Here is a 24370-nt window from a genome sequence, read left to right on the forward strand (position 1 = left end):
CGTGGATTACGCGTTGGAGGTGAACAGCCTGCGGCGGGACTTCGGTACCACACAGGCCCTCACCGGAATCGATTTCTCGGCCCGACGCGGTAGCGTCCTGGGTCTGCTCGGCCCGAACGGATCGGGCAAGACAACCACCGTCCGCATTCTGTCCACGCTGCTCCGGCCGACCGCGGGGAGCGCCCGGGTCTGCGGCTTCGACGCGGTCAAGGACGCCGCCCGGGTCCGGGAGGTCATCGGGCTCACCGGTCAGTACGCCGCCGTTGACGAGGACCTCAGCGGACGCCTGAACCTGGAGCTGATCGCCCGCCTGCTGGGCTTTCCGGCACGGCAGGCCCGGGTCCGCGCCGACGAGTTGCTGGAGTCGTTCGATCTGGTCGACGCCGCGAAGCGGCCGGCCAAGACGTACTCCGGGGGTATGCGCCGCCGGCTCGACCTGGCGGCCAGCCTGATCGGCACGCCCCAGGTGCTGTTCCTCGACGAGCCGACGACCGGACTCGACCCACGCAGCCGCGCCTCGGTGTGGGACGTCATCCGGCGCCTGCGGGGCGACGGCACGACAGTGCTGCTCACCACCCAGTACCTGGAGGAGGCCGACCGGCTCGCCGACGAGCTGGTCGTCCTCAACCACGGCGCGGTGATCGCCGCGGGCAGCCCGACCAAGCTGAAGCACCAGGTCGGTGGGCAGACCCTGGAGGCCCGCCCGGACGACCCCGCGCACCTCGACGAGGTCGCCGAGGTGCTGGGCGCCATCACCGGCGGCAAGGCGAGTGTGGACGCGGACGCGGGAGTTGTCGCCGCGCCCGCCGCCGACCCGGCGATCCTCGCCGCCGCCGTCGACCGGCTCGGTGCCGCGGGCATCACCATCGCCGCACTCGGGTTGCGTCAGCCGAGCCTGGACGAGGTCTTCTTCAGCCTCACCGACGGCACGACGCAGCAGCCCGCGGTGGAGCACGTTCCCGCGTACGCGAAGAAGGAGACCCTGGTATGACCGCGACCGCGACCGCAGCCGAACGACGTCCGGCGCCGACGCGCTCGACGTCGCTGCTGCCGGCCGTCCAGCACAGTTGGACGATGGCCTGGCGGCACCTGGTCAAGCTGCGGCTGTCGCCGCAGATCATCGCGCTGTCCGCCATCCAGCAGGTGGTCATGCTGCTGGTGTTCATGCTGATCTTCGGCGGCGCGGTGTCCGGCAACCGCGGCGAGTATCTGGAGTTCCTCCTGCCCGGCATCCTCGCGCAGAACCTCGCGTTCGCGATCTCGGCGTCGGCGTCGGCGATCCAGAACGACATCCGCAAGGGCATCTTCGACCGCTTCCGGAGCCTGCCGATCGCCCGGTCCGCCCCGCTGGTCGGCCACATCGTCGGTGACCTGCCGCGTCTGGCGCTCGCCACAATGGTCGTGGTGCTGGTCGCGATCGCCTGCGGCTTCCGGATCCGGACCGGTCCGCTGGAGTTGCTGCTCGCCCTGGCCCTGATCCTGCTGATGGCGATCGCCTTCAGCTGGGTGGCGGCGACCGTCGGCCTGCTCGCCAAGCGTCCGGAGAGCGTGAGCATGATGAGCCTGCTGATCATGCTGCCACTCGCCTTCGGCAGCAACGCCCTGGTGCCGACCACGAGCCTCCCGGGCTGGTTCCAGAGCTGGGTCCGGATCAACCCGCTGACCCACCTCTCCGACGCGCTGCGGTCGCTGCTGACCGGGCCGGTCGAGACGCGGCCGATGGTGCTCACGGTGATCTCGGCGGCCGTGGTCATCCTCGTCTTCGCGCCGTTGGCCATCCGCGCGTACGCCCGACGCCTCTAGCGGGCACCAGCACGAATCGAGGGGCCGCCGGTCATCCGACCGGCGGCCCCTCGGGTCTCTGCGACGCTCAGCTCGTTGCCGAACGCTCCCGCACCAGTACGGCGGGCAGCTCGATCAGTGTGCGCGACAGCGGGCCGGGCACGTGCCGCAACTCCCGCACCGGCACCGCGAGGTGCGCCTGCGGGAAGCGCTCGAGGAAGCGTCCGATGCAGACCTCACCGACCATGCGGGCCAGCGCGGCGCCGAGGCAGTGGTGGATGCCGTGCCCGAACGCCAGGTGGCCGCTGGTGTTGCGGTGGATGTCGAACTGGTCGCCGTTGTCGAACTTCTCCGGGTCGTGGTTGCCGACCCCGAGCGGGAGCACGACGACAGTTCCCTTCCGCACCTCGGCCACACCGATCTTCGTGTCCGCCACCGCGAAGCGCGGGTTCGTGACGAACTGGGCGCCGTCGAACCGCAACGCCTCCTCGATGGCCGGACCGAGCAACGACGGGTCGTCGCGCACCTCGTCCCGCTGCTCCGGGTGGCTCAACAACGCCGCCAGGCCGTTGCCGATCAGGTCGACGGTCGGCTCGTGACCACTGACCAGCAGGCTGAGGCTGATCGAGATCAGCTCGTGCTCGCTGAGCCGGCCATCCTCGGCGTCCTGCACCTGGATCAGTTCGCTGAGCAGGTCGTCCTTGGGGTCGGCCCGCTTCTCGTCGATCAGCTGCTGGAGGTTGACGACGATCTGCTCGGCCAGGTCGTCGAACCCCATCTGACCGCCCTTGTGTACCCGGGTGCGCTCCTCCCAGGCATCGAACGGGCCGAGGTGCTCGTCCGGCACGCCGAGCAGCTCACAGATCAGCCTGATCGGCAGACTCCAGGCGTACGCCATCAGGTCGACCGTCGAGCCGTCGGCGCCCTTGGTCTCCAGCAGCCCCAGTTGCGTCTCGGTCAGCGCCTCCAGGGTCGGCCGCAACTTCTCGATCCGGCGCATCGTGAACGCCTTGGCGAACAGCTTGCGCCGGCGGGTGTGCACCGGCGGATCGGCCGTCTGCATCTGGGCGTCGTACCGGCGCCAGACGCTCTTGTCGTTCGGGTTGCGGGTCTCGTGCTCCGCAGCCGGGCTGGCGTGCAGGTCCGGGTTCAGATGGGCGTCCCGGATGTCCTGGTAGCGCATCGGCACCAGCCAGTGCTTCGGCACGTCCAGCTGCGGCCCGGACGGCAGCTCCACCCACCAGAACGGCGACTGGCTCTGCAGCGAACGGAAGAAGGCCGGCTTGTCCCGGATCATCTCCGGGTCCATCATCTGGAACACCGGCCAGTCCTGGCCGGGCACCGCGCCTTCCGGCTTCGCTGCGGATGGGTCGTTCGCGGACATGCCGCCTCCTCGATCGATCTCAGGGGTTCAACTTGCCGGACAGGATCGCGCCGACCTCGGCCAACGGCCCGGGACGCATCAGTTCGTCGTGCGCGCACGCGAGGGTGTGGGTCACCACCCGCCCGGTCACGTAGGGGGCCCACGACTCGGGACCGGGGGCGTCGCCGCCCTTGTCGGCGGTGGCCCGGCAGAGCAGCACGTCCCCCTGGAACGGCCGGAGGGTGAACTCCCTGCTGATCCGGCCCATGTTGGTGCCGACCGCCGCCATCGCGGCGACCTGCCTCCGGTCGAGTCCGGCCGCGGCACTCCCGCCCGAGCCGAGCACCGCCATGGCGGTGTCGTAGTCCAGCGTCGCGCCCGGCGGCAGCGGGTGCTCGGTGCCGAGGAACATCAGCAACTGCTCGAGGATCATCTCCTCGGTCACCTCGGTGGCCTCGCCGGCGGCCCGGATCGGGTACGCGTCCAGCAGGGCCAGCAGCTCGACCTGCTCCCCCATCTCCTGGAGCAGGCTCGCCATCCGGTGGGCGATCAGCCCACCGAGCGACCAACCGGCCAAGCGGTACGGGCCGGATGGTCGCACCGTCCGGATCTGCCGCACGTAGTCCCGGGCCATGTCGTCCAGGTCGGCCGGAAGCTGCTCGAACCGTCCGTCCGCCGACTCCGTCAGCCCGCGCGCCTGTAGCGCGTAGACCGGCTGGTCGCCGTCGAGGTGGCGGAGCAGACCGGCGTACGCCCAGCCGACACCTCCGAAGGGGTGCACGCAGAACAGCGGGTTGCGGCCGCCGTGCTCACGCAGGGGAAGCAACGTCGCGAGGGGGTCGCCGCCCGCCGCTCCACCCAGCCGGTCGGCGAGCGCGGCCACCGTCGACGCCTCGTACAGATCGCGCACGCCGACCCGGGTGCCGGATAGTTCGGTGACCCGGGCGGCGAGCGTGGCCGCCGCGAGCGAATCACCGCCCAGCTCGAAGAAGTTGTCCTCGACGCCCACCAGACCCAGGCCGAGCACGTCGCCGAACACCTCGCAGAGCAGTTCCTCCCACGGCGTCCGCGGCCCCCGGCCGCGCGACTCACCAGGGCCCGCGGGATGGGGTAGCGCTGCTCGATCGACCTTGCCGTTCGGCGTGAGCGGTACGGCGTCCAACCGCACGACGGCGGACGGGACCAGGTGCTCGGGCAGGGCTTCGGCGACGTACGCCCGCAGCATCCGTTCGTCGATGCTCGCGCCGTCGGCGGGTACGACGTACGCCACCAGCCGCCGTGTGCCGCCGTTGGGACCGGACCGGGCGAGGACCAGAGCCGACGCGACGTCCGGGTGGGCGGTGAGCCGGGCCTCGATCTCGCGGGGCTCGATCCGGAAGCCGCGCAGCTTGATCTGGTCGTCGGTGCGGCCGAGATACTCCAGCTCGCCGTCCGCCGTCCACCGCACCAGGTCGCCGGTGCGGTACATGACCTCGCCGGTGACGCCGAACGGGTTGGCCACGAAGCGCTCGGCGGTGGTGGCCGGCCGGTTCAGGTAGCCGCGGGCGAGGCCGACGCCCGCCACGTACGCCTCGCCGGCAACACCGGGTGGCACCGGCCGCAGCCGCGCGTCGAGCACGTACACCCGGGTGTTCCAGATCGGCGCGCCGATCGGTGGCGCGCTGTCGCCGGCGAGCGGCTGGCTCATCGACGCGCAGACGGTGGTCTCCGTCGGCCCGTACGCGTTGATCATGCGGCGGCCGGGACTGAACCGGGCGACCAGGTCGCCCGAGGTCGCCTCGCCCGCCACCACGAGCGTCATGCCGGCGGGCAGGTCGTCCGCCGCCAGCACCGCGAGCGCCGCCGGCGGGATCGTGGCGTGGGTGATCCGCTGGTCGGCGAGCAGGTCGACGAGCGGCCGGCCGGCCTGGAGCCGGTCGGCGGGCGCGAGCACCAGGCACGCTCCACTCAGCAGCGCCATGCACAGCTCGGAGACCGCGGCGTCGAAGCTCGTCGAGGCGAACTGCAGGACCCGGCTGTCCGGTCGCACACCGAACCGCTCGATCTGCGCGCCGGCCAGGTTGGCCAGACCCCGGTGCGAGACGACGACCCCCTTGGGCCGACCGGTGGACCCCGACGTGTAGATCAGGTAGGCGGCGTTCGCCACCGCCGGCGTGGGTAGCGGGCCGGTCGTCGTCACCGGTGCGCTCTCCGCCTCCTCGAGCACCGTCACCGGCACGGCCGTCGCGGGCAGGCCCGCCGCCGTCGCCCGGTCGCTGAGCACGAGCGCGGGGGACGAGTCCGCCAGCAGGAAGCTGATCCGGTCGACCGGGTACGCCGGGTCCACGGGCACGAATGCCGCGCCGGCCTTCGCCACCGCGAGCATCGCCACGACCAGCTCGATGCCGCGCGGCAGGGCGAGCGCGACGAATCGCTCCGGGGCGGCGCCCCGCGAGGCGAGCACCCGCGCCAGCCGCTCGGCGCGCTCGTCGAGCTGCGCGTACGTCAGCGACTCGCGTCCGAAGGCGACGGCTGTGGCATCCGGGGTGCGCGCCGCCTGGCGCTCGAACAGTCCGGACAGGGTGCCGGGCGTCAGCTCCCGCGCGGTGTCGTTCCACCGCGTCAGCACCAGCTCCCGGTCGCGGGCGCCGAGCAGGTCGAACCGGCCGTGCGGCACGTCCGGGTCGGTGACGAGCGTCCGCAGCCAGGTCTCCAGTTGGTCGGCCAGCCGCCGTACGGTCTCCCCGTCGAAGAGACCGGGACGGTAGTCGAGACGGAAGCGCAGCGAGCCCGCCCGCGCCGACGCGATCATCGCCAGCGCGAAGTGGCTACCGTCCTTGACCTGCCGGTCCACGACGGTGGCGTCGGCCCGCCCAGCGGGCTCGGACAGGTCCTCCGGCGGGGTCGGGTAGTTCTCGAACACCATGCCGGTGTCGAAGAGCGTTCCCAGGCCGGCCGCGCGGATCACCTCGCTGAGTCGGACGTGGTGCACCGACATCAGGGAACTCTGTTCCTGCTGCAGGTCGCGCAGCAGTTCCCGGGCCGACCGGGTCGGGTCGAGCCGGACCCGCACGGGCACGGTGTTGATGAACAGACCGATCATGTTCTCCGAGTTGGGCACCTCCGGTGGGCGGCCGGAGACCGTCGCACCCAGTACGACGTCGTCGCGGCCGGTGAGGCGGCCCAGCAGCGCGCCCCAGGCGCCCTGCATCACGGTGTTGACGGTGAGTCCTTCGCTGCGCGCCCACGTCGCCACCGCGGCACTGAGGTCCTCGTCGAGGACGCGCTCGACCCGCTCCGGGATGAACGGCCGCCCGGGGTCGGCGGGCGCGACGAGGGTCGGCTCGTCGAGCCCGGCCAGGGCCGAGCGCCAGGTGCGCAGCGCCTCCTCGGGGTCCTGCTCGGTCAGCCAGCGCAGGTAGTCCCGGTAGTCGGGCGCGGGTGGCAGGCCGGAGTCGTCGCCGCCTCGGCGGTAGAGCTCGACCAACTCGCCCATCAGCAACGGGTCGGACCAACCGTCGAGCAGGACGTGGTGGCTGGTGAGCACCAGCACGTACCGGTCGCCGCCGAGGACGAGCAGGGTGAAGCGCAGCATCGGCGGGCGCAGCATGTCGAAGCGCTCCGCCCGGTCGTCGTCGAGGATGCGGGCGCGCCGCACCTCCTGCTCCTGCTGCGACAAACCGGTCAGATCGTGCTCCCGCCAGGGCAGCGTCACCTCGGCCGGAATCACCTGGACCGGCTGGTCCAGGTCGCCCTGCCAGAATCCGGCCCGCAGGTTCGGGTGCCGGCGCAGCACCGCGCCGACGGCGGCGCGCAACGCCGGGAGGTCCATCGCGCCGGAGAGTTCCCACGCGGTCTGCACGACGTACGGGTCGGGTCCGTCGAGGTCCAGTCCGGCGTGGTACAGGAGTCCGGCCTGCAGGGAGGCACACGGGAGCACGTCCTGCACCCGCGGCCACTGCGCCTCGATCCGGTCCACCTGCGCCTGACTGAGGGCGACCAACGGGAAGTCGGACGGCGTGTGACCAGCGGCACCGGGGCGCAGCCCCTCCTCGGCGAGCCGGTCGAGCACGCGCCCCCAGGTCTCGGCCAACTCGCGCACCTCGCCGGTGGTGAACTGCCCGGCCGGCCAGCTGAACGCGGCGCTCAACGACGGCCCCGCGGCCAGCTCGTCCACCGTCGCGTTGATCTCCAGAACGTGGGCGAAGGGTCGTCCGGCGTCGGGATCGTCGGACCGGGCGGCGTCCGCCGGGAACGTCAGGAACTCGGTCTCGGCACCGCTCGGCGTCGACGGGTCCCGGTCGTCGGTCGGCACCCGTCCGAGGTAGTTGACGGACAGTTGCGGCCTGCCCGCCTCGGCCAGGCGGGCGGTGGTCTCCTCGTTGAGATAGCGCAGCAGGCCGTAGCCCACGCCCTTGTCGGGAATCGCGCGGAGCTGCTCCTTGACCCGCTTGAGCCCGAGGGCGGCGTCGCCCGTGCCGGGATCGAGCCGTACCGGATAGTTGCTGGTGAACCAGCCGACGGTACGCGACAGGTCGAGGCCGTCGACGAGGTCCTCGCGGCCGTGGCCCTCCAGGTTCAACAGCACCGACGGGTCGTCGCCCCGGCCCAGCCCTCGCCGCCACTCGGCGACAGCCAGCGACAGCGTGGTGAGCAGCACCTCCTGGGCGCTCGCGTGGAACGCCGTGGGCAGGTCGTTGACGATCGGGGCGGTGCGCCGCACCGAGAACCGGACGCCCGCCAGCTCGGCGGTCGCCATCAGGTCCCGGGCCGGGTCGAGCGGACGGGCACCGAGTTGCCGGTCGGTGCCACGCAGCGTCGTGAGCCAGGTGTCCAGCTCGTCGGTGCGGGCGACCGCGACCTCGGTGAGCGACTCCGCCCAGCGGCGGAACGACGTGGGCACCGGATCGAGGTTCGGCTCGTTCCCCGCCCGCGTGTCGCGCAGGGCGGAGTCGAAGTCGGCGACCAGGATCCGCCAGGAGACCGCGTCCACGGCCAGGTGGTGCACCACGATCAGCAGGTGCCCCGGTTGGTCGTCGAGATCGAACCAGACCGCGCGCAGCATCGCGCCGTCCCGCGGCGACAGCTCGGCCACCGCTCGCCGTTTCTCGACGGTGAACACCTCCTGGAGGTCCGCGCCAGCGGGCGGGCGGACCCGGCGCAGGACGCCCTCCAGGTCGCCGCTGGTCGGCTCGGGCACGACCAGCTTCCCGTCGCCGTCCGCCTCGGACAGCCGGGCGCGCAGCATGTCGTGGGTTCCGGTCAGCGCCGCCAGGGCCGCACGGAGGTGGGCGCTCGTGGTCCCGTCCGGCAGCGGGAGCAGTCGGTGTTGGTGGAACCCGTCACTCGACCCGCCCAGTTCCCGCAGCCACCGCATGATCGGCGTCAGCGGGACGTCGCCCACGCCGACGTCCACGGCGACCGGCCGGGTCTGGCCACCGGCCATGGCCGCGAGGGCCGCTACGGTCCTCTGCGCGAAGACGTCCCGAGGGCTGAAGACCACGCCCGCCTTGCGGGCCCGTGCCACCAACTGGATCGACGTGATGCTGTCTCCGCCGAGGTCGAAGAAGCTGTCGTCGATGCCGACCTCGGGGCGGCCGACCAGGTCGGCGAAGATCCGGCACAGCTCGGCCTCACGCTCGTCCCGGGGCGCCCGGCTGACCGACGTGGCCAGCTGCGGCTTGGGCAGCGCCCGCCGGTCGAGTTTGCCGTTGGGCAGGAGTGGCAGCGCGTCGAGAAGAACGAACGTCGACGGCACCATGTAGCCCGGCAGCGCGCCCGCCGCGTGTTCCTTCAGCTCATCCTCACCGGGCGTCCCGGCGTTGGGGACGAGATACGCCACGAGCACCGCGGCGGCGCCGAGATCGTTGCGGACCACCACGGCGGCCTGCGCGACCGACGGATGCCGCAACAGCACCGACTCGATCTCGCCCGGTTCGATCCGGAAGCCGCGCAGCTTGATCTGACCGTCGGTGCGCCCCTGGAAGACCAGCTCGCCCTCGGCCTCCCAGCGCACCCGGTCGCCGGTGCGGTACATCCGCTCCCCCGGCGGACCGAACGGGTCCGGCACGAACCGCGCTGCCGTCTCCGCCGAACGTCCCCAGTAGCCACGGGCCACGCCCGGTCCGGCGAGGTACAGCTCACCGGGGATGCCGGCCGGCACCGGACGGAGACCGCCGTCGAGCACGTAGACACGGGTGTCGCCGAGGGCCGTACCGATCGGGGCGACGCCACGGCCGCTCAGCGGTCGGCTCATGGTGGCCGCCACCGTACCCTCGGTCGGGCCGTAAACGTTCGTCATCCGCAGGCTCGGCGCCCACCGCTCGACGATCTCGGCGGAGAGGGCTTCGCCGCCGCTGTTGATCGCCTCGAGGTCGGGCAGCGGGTCTGGTGGCAGCGTGCCGATCAGCGTGGCCGCCAACTGCACGTGGGTGATCCGCTCCGCGCGGAGGATCGCGTGCAGTTCCTCGCCGGTGGGCACCCGCTGGTCGCTGACCGGCAGCACCAGGGTCGCGCCGACCGTCAACGCGATCACCACGTCGGCGATCGACGGGTCGAAGTTGGTCGCGGTCACCTGGAGCAGCCGCTTGCCGGGTGCCAGACCCAACCGTTCGGCATGGGAGTGACCGAGGCTGGCGAGGCCGGCGTGTGTGACCACCACACCCTTGGGCGTACCCGTCGAACCGGACGTGAAGATGACGTACGCGGCGTGCCACGGGCTCAACGCGGACGACCGGTCGGCGTCGGTCGGGGTCCGGTCGGGGCGCTCCGCCAGCGCGGTCTCGTCGACGCTGAGCAGCGGGGCCGAATCCGGCAGTTGTGCCCGCAGCCGCGGCGTGGTGACCGTCAGGACCGGCCGCACGGTGTCGAAGAGCACCCGCAGCCGCGCCGGCGGCTGGCCGGTGTCGACGGGCAGGTACACGCCGCCCGCCTTCCCGATCGCCAGCAGCGTGGTCAGCCAGTCGATCGACCGTGGCAGGCCGACGGCGACCACCCGCTCCGGGCCCACCCCGTGCGCGACGAGCTGGTGGGCGAGTCGGTTGGCCCGTCGGTCCAGTTCCGCGAAGGTGAGCGCGACGGTTCCGTGGGTGACCGCGACCCCGTCGGGCGTCCGACGCACCTGGGCCTCGAAGAGCTCCGGCAGGGTCCGTGGCCGCAGGCCGGGGCCGGCGCCGAGGCCACGCCGCAGCTGGTCGTCCTGCTCCTCCCGCCCGGCGAGCGGGAGTTGCTCGATGGGCGTCTCGGGCGCCACCGCCGCGGCGGACAACAACGTCGTCAGCCGCCGGCCCAGGACCGCCGCCGTCGCCCGTTCGAAGAGGTCGACGCTGTACTCCACCCGACACAGCAGACCGTCCGACGCCCCGTCCTCGCCCTGCCGCTCGACGAAGTCGAATGTCAGGTCCACCTTGGCCGCGCCGGAGCCGGCCTGCTCGCCGGTCATGGCCAGATCCGCCAGTTGGGCGGTCTGCGACGGCAGGTTCGGCAGATTGACAGCGACCTGGAAGAGCGGGTGCCGCGACAGCGAACGCTCCGGGTTGACGGCCTCGACGACCCGCTCGAACGGCACGTCCTGGTGGGCGTGGGCGGCCAGACCGGTCTCCCGGGAGCGGGCGACCAGCTCGGCGAAGGACGGGTTGCCAGAGGTGTCGGTGCGCAGCACCAGCGTGTTGACGAAGAAGCCGATCAGGTCGTCGAGCGCGTCGTCCGTGCGGCCCGCCACCGCACAGCCGATCGGGATGTCGGTGCCGGCGCCGGTCCGGGTCAGTAGCACGGCGACCGCCGCCTGCAACACCATGTAGAGGCTCGCCCGGCTCTCCCGGGCCAGGGAGACCAACGCCCGGTGCGTCTCGGCCGGCACCTCGACCTGTACCGCGTCACCGCGATACGTGGGCTCGGCCGGTCGCGGACGATCCCGGGGCAGCGACAGCTCGTCGGGGATGTCGGCCAACTGCGCGCGCCAGTAGCCGAGCTGCCGGGCCAACTCGCTGTCCGGGTCGGCCTCGTCGCCGAGGGTCTCGCGCTGCCAGAGGGCGTAGTCGGCGTACTGGACGGCCAGGGGCGACCAGTCGGGGGCCGCACCGGCACGCCGCGCCTCGTACGCGGCGGCGAGATCGCGCGACAACGGACCCATCGACCAGCCGTCGGAGGCGATGTGGTGCAGCACGACCAGGAGTACGTGCTCGGTGGGACCGAGCACGAACAGGCAGCCGCGGAGCGGCGGATCCACGGCGAGGTCCCAGGATCGGGTGCTCGCCTCGGCGATGAGTCCGGACAGGTTGTCCTCGGTCGCCTCGATCAGCGGCAGACCGGGGTCGACCGCCACGGGGTCGAGCACCTCCTGGCGGGGAAGACCATCGGCGTCGGGGTAGATGGTCCGCAGGATCTCGTGACGGGCGACAACGTCGCGCAGCGCGGCACGCAGCGCGGTGCGGTCCAGCTCGCCGGTGAGACGTACCGCGATGGGGATGTTGTAGGTCGAGCTGAGGTCACGCTCGAAACGGTTGACGAACCAGAGACGCCGCTGCGCGAAGGACAGTGGCAGTGTGTCGGGCCGCGCCATCCGACGGACCCCGGCCCGCGCTCCCCGGGCGGTGTTCAGCCGCCCGGCCAGCTCGGCGACCGTCGGCGCCTCGAAGACCGTGCGGATCGGCACCTCCAGCTCCAGCGCCGTCCGTACCCGGCTGACCAGGCGGGTGGCGAGCAGGGAGTGGCCGCCGAGTTCGAAGAAGTTGTCGAGGACGCCCACCGACGGCAGACCCAGCACATCGGCGAAGAGACCACACAGGATCTCCTCGACCGGCGTGCGCGCGGCCCGCTGGGCCCTGTTCGCCGCGAACACCGGCGCGGGCAGGGCCGCCCGGTCCAGCTTGCCGTTCGCGGTGAGCGGCAGGGTGTCGAGCGCCATGAACGCCGCCGGCACCAGGTAGTCGGGCAGTTCGGCGGCGAGCCGCGCCCGTACCCGCTCGGTCGTCACACCGGGCGCGAGGACGAGGTACGCGACCAGCCGCTTGTCGCCACCGTCGGTGGCCAGCGCGACGACCGCGGCCTGGAGCACACCGTCGATGCGACCGAGGGCATGCTCGATCTCACCGGGCTCGACCCGGTAACCGCGGATCTTGAGCTGGTCGTCGGTGCGGCCGGTGAAGACCAGTGCGCCGTCCGTCGTCCACCGCACCACGTCACCGGTGCGGTACATCCGGGCGCCGGGCGGACCGAACGGGTCGGCCACGAAGCGCTCCGAGGTCAGGGCGCGCCGGTCGACGTAACCGGCGGCCAGGCCGGCCCCGGCCAGGTACAGCTCGCCGAGCACTCCGGGCGGGACCGGCTGGAGTCGGGAGTCCAGCACGTAGGCCCGGGTGCCGGCCAGCGGACGGCCGATCGGCAGCAGCCCCGGAACCTGGTCGGCCGCGGTGACCAGCTCCCCGGTGGCGAACGTGGTCAGCTCGGTCGGGCCGTAGGTGTGTCGGAACCGCAGGTTCGGAAAGCGCTCCAGCAGGGCGCGCACCGGTGCGGCGGGGACCACGTCACCGCCGGCCAACAGCTCCTCGACACCCGTCAGACAGTCGGGGTCCTCCTCCGCGATGACCCGGAACAGGCCGGCGGTCAGGTGCAGGCCGGTGATCTGGTGACGACGGACCAGATCCCGCAGGGCGCTCGCGTTGACCTCGACGGGCGGCGCGACGACGATCCGGCCGCCGAGCGCGAGTGGCACCCAGATCTCGTAGTTCGAGGCGTCGAAGGCGTGCGGCGCGTGGAACAGCACCCGACGGTGGGCGGCGGTGGCACGGAACATCGGGTCGGCGGCGAACGCCGCGAGGCCCGCGTGCGTGACAGCCACCCCCTTCGGGCGGCCGGTCGAGCCGGAGGTGTACATGACGTAGGCGATCTGCTCCGGGTGCAGCGGCACATCCGGCGTGGTGTCCGGACCAGCGAGGTCCGCGACGTCGACGAGGATCTCGGTGCCGGACGACGGACCGGTCCACAGGTCGTGGCCGGACGCGTCGGTGAGCAGCACCCGCGCGCCGGTCTCGGCGACGATCAGCTCCCACCGCGACCGCGGGGCGCGCGGGTCCAACGGGATGTAGGCCGCGCCGCTCTTGAGCACCGCGAGCATCGACACGAGCAGGTCGAGCGAACGGGCCTGGAGCAACGCCACAGCGTCTCCGGGACGGACGCCGGCGGTGACCAGTCGGGCCGCCAGGCGGTTGGCGAGGCTGTCGAACTCCGCGTAACTGACCTCGCGGTCGCCCACCACGACGGCGGTGCGCCCGGGGTCCGTGGCGACCCGCTCACGCAACTGGTCGAGCACCGATCGGGGCATCGGCTCGCCGGCGGCGCCCAGCCACTCACCGAACAGACGCTCCCGCTCGGCGGGCAGCACGACGTCGAGCGCGCCGACGCGGCGATGCGGGTCGGCGGACGCCTGGTCGAGCAGCGCGACGAGTCGGTCCACCAGGGAGTCGGCCGTCGACTCGTCGAAGAGGTCGGCGCGGTAGCTGAGCACGCAGATCGCACCGGCCGGCGTCGCGTCGTCGCCGAACGTCTCGGCGACCGTGACGGTGAGGTCGAACTTCTCCGGCTCCGGCCCGAGGTCGACGTTGTCCACCTCCACGCCGGGCAGCGCGGGTCGCCAGTTGGTCTGTGCGGTGTTCTGCAGATTCAGCGCCACCTGGAAGAGCGGGTGGCGGGCCAGCGAACGCTCGGGGTTGAGCAGTTCGACGAGCCGTTCGAAGGGCAGGTCCTGGTGGGCGTACGCGGCCAGGTCGACGGCGCGGGCCCGCTCCACCAGCTCGGCGAATGTCGGGTCGCCGGACGTGTCGGTCCGCAGCACCAGCGAGTTGACGAAGAAGCCGACGACGTCGTCCAGCGCCTCGTCGGTGCGGCCCGCGACCGGGCTGCCGATCGGCACGTCGGTCCCGGCGCCGAGGCGGGTCAGCAGCGCGGCCAGGGCGGCCTGCACCACCATGTACATGCTGGCGTGGTTGCCCCGGGCGAGAGCGGTCAGCGCGCCGTGCACACGGGCGTCGATCCACCGCCGGACCTGGCCACCACGACTGTCCGCGACCGGCGGGCGGGGACGGTCGGTGGGCAGGTCCAACTCCGCCGGCAGGCCGTGCAGGGCGCTCGTCCAGAAGCGGATCTGCTGGGCGATCGGGCTGTCCGGGTCGGTGTCGGAGCCAAGCACCTCCTGCTGCCACAGCGCCACGTCGGCCGGCTGGACCGGCAGTGGCTGCCATCGCGGCGACGTCCCGCCCACCCGACTGGTGTACGCCGCGGCGATGTCGGTGAGCAGCGGCCGCATCGACCAGCCGTCGGCGGCGATGTGGTGCAGGACCATGAGCAGCGCGTACTCCCCCGGCGCGAGGGTGACCAGGCTGGCGCGCAGGGGCAGTTCGGTGGCGAGGTCGAAGTCGCGGGCCGACTCGGTCTCCAACACCTCCAGCAGGTCCTCCGCGTTGGCGGAGAGCTCCGCGAGGTAGGGCTTGGCCTCGTCCACCGGCACGATGACCTGTCGCGGCACACCGTCGATCTCGGGGAAGATCGTGCGAAGGCTCTCGTGCCGCTCGGTCACGTCGGTCAGAGCGAGCAGCAGGGCGTTCTGGTCGAGGTCGCCGGAGAGACGCAGGGCGAAACGCATGTTGTAGGCGGCCGGCTCCCCCTCGGCGAACCGGTTCAGGAACCACAGGCGGCGCTGGGCGAACGACAGCGGAATGATCTCCGGCCGCTCCATCCGGACCAGCGCGCGGCGGGCCCGACCGGCGGCCGCGATCTGTTCCACGAGCTGACGGACCGTCGGAGCCTCGAAGACCGCGCGGATCGGCAGCTCGACCTGGAACACCGAGCGGACCCGGCTGATCAGGCGGGTGGCCAGCAGCGAGTGACCGCCCAGGTGGAAGAAGCCGTCGTCCACGCCGACCCGGGCCAGGCCGAGGGTGTCGGCGAAGAGGTCGGCCAGGATCCGCTGCTCGGGCGTACGTGGCTCGCCCGCGAGGGCGTCCACGGCGACCTCCGGCGCCGGCAGGAGTCGGCGGTCCAGTTTGCCGTTGCTGGTCAGCGGCAGCTCGGGCAGCACCACCACGGCAGCGGGCACCATGTACTCCGGCAGCTCGCGGGCCAGCAGCGCCCGCAGCTTCTCGGGTGTGGTCGACGCGCCGTCGGTCACGACATATCCGGTCAGGCGTTGGTCACCCGGTCGGTCCTCGCGCACCAGCACCGCGGCCTCGGCCACACCGGGGCAGCGCCGCAGGGCGGTCTCGATCTCGGCCAGCTCGATCCGGAAGCCGCGCACCTTCACCTGGTTGTCGCTGCGCCCCAGATAGACAAGGTTGCCGTCGGCGGTCCAGCGGGCGATGTCGCCGGAGCGGTACATGACCTCGCCCGGAGCCCCGAAGGGACACGGCACGAAACGTTCCGCGGTCAGACCGGGACGCCGCCAGTAGCCGCGGGCCAGACCGGCGCCGGCCAGATAGAGTTCGCCCGGCACGCCCGGTGGCAGCGGACGCAGATGCGGGTCGAGGACGTACAGGCGGGCGTTGGCCTGCGGCCGGCCGATCGGGACCGGCCCGTCGGGCAGCGCGGCGCCCGGGTCGATCCGATACTCGGCGCAGTTCACCGTCGCCTCGGTCGGGCCGTAGACGTTGTAGACCGGGACGCCCGGGTGAGCCTCGCGCCAACGGGTCAGGGCGCTGCCGAACAGCGCCTCACCGCCGAGCAGCAAGGCGCCGGACGGCGAGTACTCCGCCGCGGCGGCCTCCAGCAGCGGCAGGTGACTCGGCGTGGCCTTGAGGAAGGTGCACGGGTTGGCGCGCAGTCGCGCCAGGCCCGCCGGGTCCTCGTCGCCGATCGGCGACAGGTGGACGCAGCCACCGGTCACCAGCGGGGTGAGCAGGGCGGTGACGGTCAGGTCGAAGGCGATCGGCGAGTGCAGCACCGCGGTGCCGCTCGCCGCCGGGTAGGCCCGGCTGGTGAAGGCCAGGTAGTCCGCGACGGATCGGTGCTCGACCACGACGCCCTTCGGCCGCCCCGTCGAGCCCGAGGTGTAGATCATGTATGCCGGATGACGTAGGTTCAGCGGCGCACGACGGTCCTCGTCGCGCGGCGGATGGGCCGGTCGCCGGCGCACCCGCGCGCGGGTCTCCTCGGCGTCCACCACCAGCGGACGGACCCGGCTGGGCACGAGCGTGCCGGCGAGTGTCGACTCGTCCACCAGCACCAGGTCGATCCCCGCGTCGTCGAGGACGTACTCGATGCGCTCCGCCGGGTGCGCCGGGTCGAGCGGCACGTACGCGGCGCCGGACTTGCTGACCGCCAGCAGCGCCACCACCGCCTCGGGCGACGGCTCCATCAGCAGACCGACGAAGGTCTCCGGCCCGACACCCTCTCCGATCAGGTGGTGGGCCAGCCGGTTCGACCGCTCGTCCAACTCCCGGTAGGAGAGCAGACCGCCGCTCCAGCTCAACGCCGCGGCGTCCGGTGTACGCGATGCCTGCGCCCGCACCAGTTCGGGCAGCGCGACCGCCGGCTGTGTGGCGGCGGTGTCGTTCCACGTGTCCAGGATCAGCGCCCGCTCGTCCCGGCCGAGCAGGTCGAAGTCCCACACCCGGGTCTCCGCGTCGCCGGCCGCCTGCTCGAGCACCCGGATCAGTCGCGCGATCATGACGTCGACCGTGCCCCTGTCGAACAGGTCGAAGCTGAACCGGAGGTCGGCCGGCATGCCCGCCGGTTGGCCGTCGCCGTCGAACTCCTCGGCGAAGCCGAAGGCGAGGTCGAACCGGGCCGATCCGAGGTCGAACGGATAGGGGGTGACCTCGGTACCGGGGATCACCGAGACGTAGTCGGGCAGGTTCGCCACGTTCAGCAGGACCTGGAACAGCGGGTGCCGGGCGAGTGAGCGGGTCGGGTTGACCGCCTCGACCAACCGCTCGAACGAGACGTCCTGGTTGGCGTAGGCGTCCAGGTCGGTCGCCCGGACCCGGCGCACCAGCTCGGAGAAGGTGGGATTGCCGGAGATGTCGGTACGGAAGACGACGGTGTTGGTGAAGAAGCCCACCACCTCGTCCATCGCCTCGTCCTTGCGGTTGGCGATCAGGCTGCCGACCGAGATGTCGTCGCCGCCGCCGAGCCGGCTCAGCAACGTGACGAGCGCGGCCTGCAACACCATGTAGACGCTCGCCTGCTCGCGGACCGACAGCTCGCGTAGTTTCGCGTGCAGGGCGGCGTCCAGGCGGTAGGTGAGCGTGCCTCCGCGCCCGCTGCCCGCCGCCGGACGTGGACGGTCGGTGGGCAGGGCCAGCTCGTCCGGGATGCCGGCCAGCTGCGCGCGCCAGTACGCCAGTTGCCGGGAGATCGGGCTCTCCGGGTCGTCCTCGCTGCCGAGGACCTCGCGCTGCCAGAGGGCGACGTCGGCGCACTGCACCGGCAACGGCTCGAACGTCGGCGCCCGACCGGCGGCGCGGGCCGCGTAGGCGGCGGCCATGTCGCGGGCCATCGGACCCATCGACCAGCCGTCGGCCGCGATGTGGTGCAGAACGACCAGCTGTACGTGGTCGTCCGGACCCAGCTCGTAGAGGTGGATCCGCAACGGCAGCTCGGTCGTGAGGTCGATGCCCGTGCGGACCGCCACCTGGAGCGCCTCGTCGACGTCCGCCGGGTCGATCCGCTCGACGGTGAACGGGACGCGGGCCGTCTCGGCCGGCAGGATGTTCTGCCACGGGACGCCGTCCACGTCGGGATAGACGGTACGCAGGCCCTCGTGCCGGGCGACCACGTCGTTCATCGCCGCCTCGAGCGCGGCGACGTTGAGCGGCCCGGCCACCCGCAGCGCGAACGGCATGTTGTAGGTGGCCCGCTGACCGTCGTCGAGCTGGTTGATGAACCACATGCGGTGCTGGGCGTACGACAGGGGGATGCGACCGTGCCGGGGCATCGGGCGCAGACCGGCCCGCGCGCCGTCGGCCGCGTCGACCACCGCGCAGAGCGCGGCGACGGTCGGCGCGTCGAACACGGCGGGGATCGGGATCTCCACCCGGAACGTGCTGCGGATCCGGCTCACCAACCGGGTGGCCAGGATGGAATGGCCGCCGAGCTGGAAGAAGTCGTCGTCGATCGTCACCTCGGGCACGCCGAGCAGATCACGGAAGAGGGCACACATCTGCTCCTCGACCCTGTTCCGCGGTGCCCGGCCGACGGCGACGGCGGTGAAGCTCGGCGCCGGCAGTGCCCTGCGGTCCACCTTGGCGTTGTCGGTCAGCGGAAGCCGGTCGAGCACCACGAAGGCCGACGGCACCATGTACTCGGGCAGGGACTGGGACAGTCGGACGCGGAGCGCGTCCACCTGGAGGTCCTCGTCCCCGACCAGGTACGCCACGAGCCGCTTGTCGCCGGGCTGGTCCTCGCGGGCGAGGACGGCCACGTCGGCGACGCCGGACTGGCGGGCCACCGCGGCCTCGACCTCGCCCAGCTCGACCCGGAAACCGCGGATCTTGACCTGGTCGTCGGCGCGACCGACGAACAGGAGCGCGCCGTCGCCGGTCCAGCGGGCCAGGTCGCCCACCCGGTACATCCGGGACCCGGGCGGGCCGAACGGGTCCGCCACGAACCGGTCGGCGGTGAGGCCCGGCCGCAGGAAGTATCCCCGGGCCAGTCCGGTGCCGGCGATGTACAGCTCGCCCACCACGCCCGGCGGCACCGGGTGCAACCCGTCGTCGAGCACGTACGCGCGCATGTCGTCCATCGGCCGACCGATGGGCACGATGTCCGGGACGTCGCCCGCCTCGGCCATCCGGTGGAAGGTGGCGAACGTGGTCGCCTCGGTGGGCCCGTAGGTGTCCTTGACGACCAGGCCGGGGAAACGTTCCAGCACGGCCCGTACCGCCGACGCGGGCACCACGTCACCGCCGGCGAGCAGTTCGCGGACCCCGACCAGACAGTCCGGGTCCTCCTCGACCACCACCCGGAACAGGCCAGCCGTCAGGTGCAGACCGGTGATTCCGTGGTCGGCCACCAGACGACGCAGCGCGGCGACGTCCAGGTCCCCGGGCGGAGCGATCACGACCTCGCCGCCGGTGAGCAGGGGCATCCAGAGTTCGTAGTTGGAGGCGTCGAAGGCGTACGGCGCGTGCGCCAGGACCCGCCGGTGGGCGGCCGGACGGAAGCAGTCGTCCAGGCAGTAGCCGACCAGGTCACGATGGGTGATCGCGACACCCTTGGGGCGGCCGGTCGAGCCCGAGGTGTACATCACGTAGGCCAGTTGCTCGGGGTGCGGACGGACACCCGGGTCGCTCGCCGCCTCCTCGGCCAGCAGAGGGTCGGCGTCGACGACGATCTCGACCGAGCCGCGGCGGAACTCCGGGTCGCGCGACGCGCTGTCGGTCAGCAGGACCGCGACGCCGGTCTCCTCGCAGAGGGTGGTCCACCGTGCACGTGGCGCCCGGACGTCCAGCGGCACGTACGCGCCACCGGACTTGAGGACGCCGAGCAACGAGACGAGCAGGTCGACGCCGCGGCGCTGGAGCACGGCGACCCGCGACTCCGGCCCGACGCCCAGGGCGGTCAGCCGGTGCGCCAGCCGGTTGGCCCGCTCGTCCAGCTCGCGATAGCTGAGAACAGTGCCGCCGGAGCGCACGGCGACGGCGTCCGGGCTCCGGCGCACGACAGTGGCGAACGCCTCCGGCACCGACATGTCCACCGCGGCGGCCTCGCGCGTGGGCCCGATGCCGGGCGCCAGGAGCAGGCGGGTCTGCTGCGCGTCGTCGACGGTGAGCCGCACGAGCGAGCGGTCGGGTTCGGCGAGCGCCGCGGACAGCAGGCGGTGCCACCTGATGGCCAGCGCCGCGGCGGTGTCCTCGTCGAAGAGGTGGGTGCTGTAGGCGAGTTCGCCGACGAGCCCGTCACCGTCGGGGGCCTCGGCCAGTTCCAGGCCGAGGTCCAGCCGGTCGAGCCTGCTGTCGAACGGCTCGGCGCGGACGGTCAGGCCAGCCGCCTCGACCCCGGCGACAGTCTGTGGACGCAGATACACAGCCACCTGGTAGATCGGGTGTCGGACGGTGGTCAACTCGGGCGCCAGCAGTTCGACCAGCCGCTCGAACGGCAGGCCCCGGTGGGCCTCGGCGTCGCGGGCGGCAGCGGCGACCCGACGCACCAGGTCCCGCAGGCTCGGTCCGCCGGCGGTGTCCACCCGCACCACCAGGGAGCCGCTACTCGGCACGGCGCCGTCGCGCAGGCCGTGGACGGTGGCGCCGATCGGCAGATCGGTGCCGGCGCCCATACCGCTGAGCGTCGCGGCGAAGGCGGCGCGCAGGACGTCCTCCGGTGTCGCGTCCGCGACCTCGGCCACCTCGCGCACCGCCGCGACCGTCCCCGCGTCCACCCGCACGGGTATCCGTGCGCTGGAGTAGGTCAGCACCGAGGGTCGGGGACGGTCCACGGGCAGGGCGATCTCGTCCGCGATCCCGGCCAGCGTCCGCACCCAGAACTCGCGATCGGCCGCGTCGTCGTCGTACGGCGTCGCCTCCGCGTCCCACAGCGGCTCGCGACCCTGACGGCGACTCTCGTACGCGGTGAGCAGGTCACCCGTCAGCGCACCCTGCGCCCATCCCGCCCCGGCGACCGGATGGACGACGACGAACAGCACGTGCTCGTCGGTCGACATCCGTCGCAGGCTGAAGCGCACCGGCAGCGCCGTGGTGAGGTCGAAGCCGTCCGGGTCCGCGGCTGTCAGCCCGTGGGCGCCCACGTCGCTCACCGCGATCTCGGCGGTGACCGCCCCGGCGGGACGGACCAGCCCGTACGGTTCCCCGTCCCGGTCTGGAAAGATCGTGCGCAGCGTCTCGTGGCGCGTCAGGACGTCGGTCGCCGCGGCGCGCAGCGCCGCGAGGTCGAGAGCGCCGGAGAGACGTACCGCGAAGGTGACGTTGTGCGTCGGGCTGGCGCCCTTCTCGAAGCGGGAGATGAACCAGAGCCGCCGCCGGTACTCGTCGACGGTCCGCTCCTCACCCTCCGGCGCCGCCACCGGATGGTGCTCGCCGACCTCCTGCTCCACCCGCTCGGCGAGCGCCGCGACGGTGCGGGCGGTGAAGGCGACCTGCATGGGCAGGTCCACGCCGAACGCGGTCCGGATCCGGTTCATCAGACGGATGACCTTGAGCGAGTCCCCGCCGAGGACGAAGAAGTCGTCGTCGATCGTCACGGCGCCCCCGCCGAGCAGGTCGGCGAAGAACCCGCAGAGCTGCTCCTCGACCCCGGTACGGGGGGCCCGGCCCGTCCCGGACTCGACGCGCGGAGCGGGCAACGCCTTGCGGTCGAGCTTGCCGTTGGGCGTCCGTGGCAGCTCGGTCAGCTCCACCATCACCTGGGGCACCATGTAGTCGGGCAGGAGCGCCGCCACGTGTGCGCGCAGTGCGCTCTCGTCGACCGGGCCGCCGGCCGGCACGACGTAACCGACCAGACGCTGGTCACCGGGCTGGTCCTCGCGCACGATCACGGCGGTGGCGGCGACGTCGGCGTGACGGGCCAGCACCGCCTCGATCTCGCCCAGCTCGATCCGGTAACCGTGGAGCTTGACCTGGTGGTCCACCCGGCCCAGGAAGTCGATGGTGCCGTCGTCGGACCACCGGACCAGGTCGCCGGTGCGATACATCCGGGCGCCGGCCGGTCCGAACGGGCTCGCGGTGAAGCGTTCGGCGGTCAGACCGGAGCGGTTGAGATAGCCGCGGGCCAGGCCCGCTCCCCCGAGATACAGCTCACCGGCCACGCCGGCCGGCACCGGGCGCAGCGCGCCGTCCAGCACGTACGCCTGCGTGTTGTCGATCGGCGCGCCGATGCCGGGCAGCGCCCCGTTGCCGTGCTGGCGGGCGGTGGTGGACCAGATCGTGGTCTCGGTGGGGCCGTACATGTTCGTCACCTCGGCGGCGGCCCCGACCAGGCCGTCGGCGACCGGCACCGGCAGCGCCTCGCCGCCGACCAGCACCCTCAGGCCGCTGAGCACCTCGGGTTGGTGGTCCAGCAGCAGGCGGTAGAGAGATGGCGTCGCCTGCATCAACGACACACGCTCGGTCCTGATCAACTCGGCCAGCGCGTCCGGCTCGGTCACCTGGTGGCGGTACGCCAGCACGACCGCGGCACCGGAGACGAGGGGCAGGTACAGCTCGAGACCCGCGATGTCGAAGGCGATCGTGGTGACCGCCAGCACCCGGTCCTGCGCGTCGAGCGGAAACGACAGCGCCATCGAGGCGATGAAGTTCGCCAGCCCCTCGGTGGTGACGACGACGCCCTTGGGGCGACCGGTCGAGCCCGAGGTGTAGATGACGTAGCACGGTGTGCAGGCTCCGACGGGGCCCAGCCGGTCCGCGGCGGTCGGGTTCCGGTCGGGCCGGGCGGCGAGTTCCGCGCGCGTCGCGACGTCGTCGAGAACCAGCCGCGCCGGATCGTGGTCCGGGAAGAGCCCACCGGTGGCAGTGTCGGTCAGCACCAGCGACGGACGGGCGTCCTCGATCATGAAGGCGATCCGGTCGGCCGGGTACGCGGGATCCACCGGCAGGTAGGCGCCGCCGCTCTTGAGAACCGCGAGCAACGCCACCAGCAGCTGCGGCGAGCGCTGGATGCCGACGGCCACGAACGCCTCGGGGCCGATTCCCCGCGCGATCAGGTGATGGGCCAGACGGTTCGCCTCGGCGTTGAGGGCGCCGTAGGTCAGGGAGTCGCCGCCGCACCGCAGCGCGACGGCGGTCGGTTCCGCCGCGGCACGAGCCTCGAACTGCTCCGCGATGGTGCGGCCGGACAGCGGACGGGCGGTGTCGTTCCAGGTCTCCAGGACGCGTCGGCGCTCCTCGGCGGCGATCAGGTCGAGCCGCCCCAGAACCGCCCTCGGCGTCGTAGCGACGGTCTCCAGCAGCCGCACCAGCCTCGCCAGCAGAGCGTCCACCGTGGACTGGTCGAACAGCCCCGCCTGGTAGGCGATCCGCAGGTGCAGACGCCGGCCGGGCACCGCGACCAGCTCCATCGGATAGTGGCTGTAGTCGGTGCTGTCCACGGCTCGGGCCTCGAGACCGGCCTCGTCCAGGGCCGACGCGCGCCCGTCCATAGGGACGTTCTCGAACACGCTGATCACGTCGAACAGCTCGCCCTCGCCGGCCAGCCGCTGAATGGTGCTGAGGCCGAGGTGCTGATGCGGACGGAGCTGGTTCTGCTCACGCTGCACCCGCTTGACCACGTCGATCAGGCGCTCCGCGGGGTTGGTGCGGACCCGCATCGGCAGCGTGTTGAGGAAGAGACCGACCATCGTCTCCACACCGGGCAGTTCGGCCGGCCGACCGGACACGGTGACCCCGAAGATCACATCCTGGCTGCCGGTGAGGCCACCGAGGGCGATGCCCCACATGGTCTGCACGACGGTGCCGACCGTCACCCGCTCGTCGGCGGCGAGCCGGGCGAGTCGCTCGGTGAGCGCCTCGGGCAGGTCGACCATGCGGCGGCTGGGCAGCGCCGGCTCGGCTACCCTCCCGGCCGGGACCAGCCGGGTCGGGCCCTCGATGCCGTCCAGCGCCGTGCGCCACGCCGCCTGGGCCGCCGCGGTGTCCTGAGCCGCGAGCCAGGCGAGATAGTTACGGTACGGAGTGACGGGCCGGAGCCCGCTCGTCTCGCCGTCGCGCGCGTAGAGGGTGAAGATCTCGTCGAGCACCAGCGGCATCGACCAGCCGTCGAGCAGCATGTGGTGGTTGGTGAACATGAACCGGTGCAGATCCGGCGCGACACGGACGAGTGTGCAGCGGATCAGGGGCGCGGTGCCGAGGTCGAAGCGGGCGTAGCGGTCCTGCTCGACCAGCCGATCCAGTTCCGCGCCGGTCTCCTCGGCGCTCAGGCCGTCGAGATCCAGCTCGGTCCACGGAACGTCGACCTCGGACAGGATCGCCTGCACCGGCTGCGCGGTGTCGAGGTGGCGGATGCAGGCGCGCAGGTTGGCGTGTCGCCGCAGCAGCGTGCGTACCGCCGCGCGCAGCCGCGCGGGCTCCAGTGGACCGGCGAGATCGACGCTGAACTGCTGGGTGTACAGGTCCGGGCCGTCGTCGGAGTAGCGCGCCTGGAACAGCATCCCCTCCTGCAGAGGGGAGAGCGGCAGCACAGCCTCAAGCGTGGATTCGATCATCCTGACTTCCCACTCGCCCTTCGGTACGGAGTCGCCGCGCCGGACGGAACCCGTGTGACGGTCGCCGTTCGCCGGCACGCCGCGTCAGCGAATCGAGCCGCTCC

At 72.3% G+C, this 24370-nt stretch carries 4 protein-coding genes; 2 read left to right on the top strand and 2 right to left on the bottom strand.

Features of this window, described 5'->3' with window-relative positions; all coding sequences use genetic code 11:
* Position 1 precedes the first annotated feature (1 nt).
* Together O7634_RS29040 and O7634_RS29045 are read left to right on the top strand one after the other, a co-directional pair.
* Positions 2-991, top strand: a complete 990-nt coding sequence (locus O7634_RS29040) for an ATP-binding cassette domain-containing protein (RefSeq protein ID WP_278153318.1) — start codon at positions 2-4, stop codon at positions 989-991.
* Entirely contained in the window at positions 988-1803 is an 816-nt protein-coding gene (locus O7634_RS29045; RefSeq protein WP_278153319.1) for an ABC transporter permease, read from the top strand. The genes O7634_RS29040 and O7634_RS29045 overlap by 4 nt, the downstream gene beginning before the upstream one ends.
* 67 nt (positions 1804-1870) lie before the next feature.
* Here O7634_RS29045 and O7634_RS29050 read toward each other — a convergent pair whose 3' ends face one another.
* Positions 1871-3166, bottom strand: coding sequence for a cytochrome P450 (locus O7634_RS29050; protein ID WP_278153320.1), 1296 nt, complete (start codon positions 3164-3166; stop codon positions 1871-1873).
* Between the two features lie 19 nt (positions 3167-3185).
* Positions 3186-24266 carry a non-ribosomal peptide synthase/polyketide synthase gene (locus O7634_RS29055; RefSeq protein WP_278153321.1) on the bottom strand — a complete coding sequence of 7027 codons (21081 nt, stop codon included), beginning with the start codon at positions 24264-24266 and terminating at the stop codon, positions 3186-3188.
* Positions 24267-24370 lie beyond the last annotated feature (104 nt).

This window comes from Micromonospora sp. WMMD1120, assembly GCF_029626235.1.
Lineage (GTDB): Bacteria > Actinomycetota > Actinomycetes > Mycobacteriales > Micromonosporaceae > Micromonospora.